Source organism: uncultured Campylobacter sp. (assembly GCF_938045535.1).
GTDB lineage: Bacteria > Campylobacterota > Campylobacteria > Campylobacterales > Campylobacteraceae > Campylobacter_B.
The window spans coordinates 1-3198 of record NZ_CALIMQ010000231.1; the positions used below are offsets into that span (position 1 = coordinate 1).

Here is a 3198-nt window from a genome sequence, read left to right on the forward strand (position 1 = left end):
TAGTTTTGATTGGGACGGAGTTACAAAAGGAGTGGATAAAAACTTTATAGCTGGCGCAAACGGTCATTATTTAAAAGAGGATCCAGATACTTCGGCGGGTGCCTTTTATCTAAATAGCTCCAAATCGACTCTAAAACTACCTAAGGGTATTACTAAAGATGATATCGTTTTTGCAGCTTTGTATTGGCAAGGTAACGTAAGAGAGGCAAGAGAGCTTATCAATGAGGGATGGGATAAATACGTAGGAAATGGCGACGGAGTTAAGTTTGCGAAATGGTATAAATGGGCTAAGCTTAGAATGAAAAGCTCAAAAAGTGCAACAAGTACTGCTCCTATAGATATCCCGAGGGATAGATGTAACGGTGTAGCCGGCTGGAATTATAGGGAGAATGCTAGCTATAGAAATCTTCCTAACCCTCGGAAGGTAGAGATGCGTTTGGAATACGGCTGCTTTGCAGATATTACGGATAAAGTGAAGGCAAACTTTGTTGATTACTCTGATAGTATAGATTTTACCGTAGGAAACATAGTAGCTAGCGATGGTAGGGATAATGCCGGCGCAGCCCTTATTAATGGTGAATTAAAAAATATTAGACTCGGTATGTGGGGCGGCTGGGGTGTAATCATAGTATATGATAAGACCTTGGACTCTAGAAATAAGCTAATGGCGGATTTGCAAAGCCCTGCTAATCCTGTGGGTGTAGCGAAACCATTTACTTACGCAGAAGCTGCAAAATTTAAAAACGATTATTACAAACCTAAAAATGTAACCGTATATGGTGACTTTATAGCTATTACACCTTGGGCGGGCGCAAATGAATCTATAAACGTAAAAGCCGAGTTAAAAGGCTTTTACACTCCTAGGAGCGGTCGCGTTAATGCTAAGCTTAGTTTTTTAGGTTTTGGTGGCGAGGCGAAACTTGGACCTGAAATGAGCGGCAATGATAAGACGAAGGAATTTTTTAGAGTAGAGAATAAAAAAGCGGGCGGTAAAATGGATACTTTATATACTCCTAATGCCGCTTGGTCTAATGGAATAAACGCATTGGCTCAAATCGGAAGCGAATGGTATTCTAATATATTCGGCGGTACCATTATGAGGCTAAGAAGCGAAAATGGTGGATATGCTGCGATACCGGAAATCCTAAGAGGTAAGCATTACGAGGGAGCGGATCAGGCAGCCGCCGTGGATTTAGATGAATTTGATATAAGCGATAAAATGGGCTACGGGCAATCAAGTATAAAGTTGGAACTGGGTGGTACGTATAACTCAACAAACAACCAATCCGATCAAAACTTTATAAGTATGATAGCAATATCAGTAGATCTGTATGTTCCTCAACTATGCTATCAGTATGAGGTATATAATGCCGCTAACTGGGTAAAATTCTTTAGAACTAAAGATGAAGATCCGCAGAATGGCAAAGTTATCGGTAGCAGATATAGTAAGACTGAGATTGACGACAATAAGCCAGAGCAGATCAAAAATCCAGTAGTTGCGGGCGAGCATATCTACTATAGAATGAAATTCGAAAACAGACTAAATGGTGGTAATAGCGAGGATGCTGTAGGTGCAGTAGTGTCAATCGATTTTGCTCAGGCAGGCGCTGCCTATACCAAAGATAGTTCTACTATAAATAATGAACTAGCCATAAACGATCCTATCACTACCACTACAAATACCATACCTGCAGCGGCTGCAGAGAAACTGGTCTATCTACGCGATGGTCAAAAGGGTGCATATAAGACGATGAAAGATGTCATAAATGGCGGCACCCCAAATGTTACGGATCCTATCTATAATGATAGGCAATTTACGACGCTAGATAATAATGTCTTAAAATTCTATATCGGCGAGGGTGCAGGAGAGATAAAAGCTGGCACGACTACTCCGGTGGGCGGTCTAATGAGACCAGGTAAGGCGGCGTATGGTGAGTTTAACGCTACCGTTAATACCGGTGCAAAAATTCTTCAAGCTCCTGCCGTGACATTAAGCTACAAGATGAGTCTAGATATCGGCGGCGGTCAGCGAGTCGTCCTAGATATGGATAGTGCCTCTGAACTTGAGCTATGCGATGCAACGAAGGTTTCTAAAAGTGTTGATATCCAGCCGCTAAGTGGTTTGCAAGTAGTAAATAAGAATTTTAGTAATAGCGACGACGATGATAGGCTATATACTCAAATCTCTGATAAGCCTTTCGATGCGAAACTCATCTTTAGACCAGATTACGAGAGCCAATATTGTAAGTCTTATGATGATAAAACCGGTAAATGTACAGATTATATCGGTGCGGCTGCGAATTCTCCTTACTTTAAAAAAGATCCTAATACAGGTAAGCTCGTATATATCGGTAGCAAGGATAGAAAGCTTGAGAAATTTGGCTTGGGAGGAAAATTATATTTGTCCGTCATCAGGGCAAAAAATGCTGCTACTACGTCAGACAAAGTCAGTGAGGATGATAAGAAAAATAGCGTAGTTTATGCATGCCGATCAGTAACTGATACCTTAAAAATTCCGTTTAAGCTAAATGGCGATTCCTATTCTGTAGATAAGGAATTAGATTTTAAAAATAAGAGCATTTTAACTCTAAATAATATAGAGATAGGTGATGCGTATCAAGGTCTTACATTTATGCTTAGTTATCGTCCTGACGAGCAAGCTACCTCGAGATCCGATTTAGATAAGTATATAAAAGATAAGGACTTAAACAGTGAGGATCCTAAGGCTTACTATTTAGAGCTTAAAAAATGGGAGCTTAAGAAGCAATACGGGTATTGTGAAGCCAATGAAGATTTTGATTGGTGCAATAAAAGTCTGACTGCGGAACAAAAGAAGGATATCTGGGATAATATTATACAAAAGAAGCTGGATGAGCTTAAAAATAGTATAGATACGGCTAGCAATGAGTTCGGAATTAAAATGTCAAAAGACGGCTCGTTCCATATATGCGGTAGCGATAACTTCGTACTCCGCCCTGCGTATTTCAAAGTAGATACCGATGCGCTAAATAATTCCGGTAAATATAGCAAGATCGTAGATACTACCGCTAGTGGCGATATAACTAAAAAAGGCGTTAGTACCGATGTTTATAATCCTACCGAACTTCGCGTGGGTGGTGACTATGAGCAGAACGCAGATATTTTAGCGCACGTAATATCAGCTAGAAGTTACAGCGATAACGGCGTACCTAACTATAC

The 3198-nt window shown here is 40.3% G+C and carries 1 protein-coding gene; it reads left to right on the forward strand.

From position 1 onward, the window contains the following. Positions 1–31: 31 nt before the first annotated feature. The coding region (locus Q0095_RS07075) for a hypothetical protein (protein ID WP_297882660.1) at positions 32–3198 on the forward strand (3167 nt) is incomplete at its 3' end.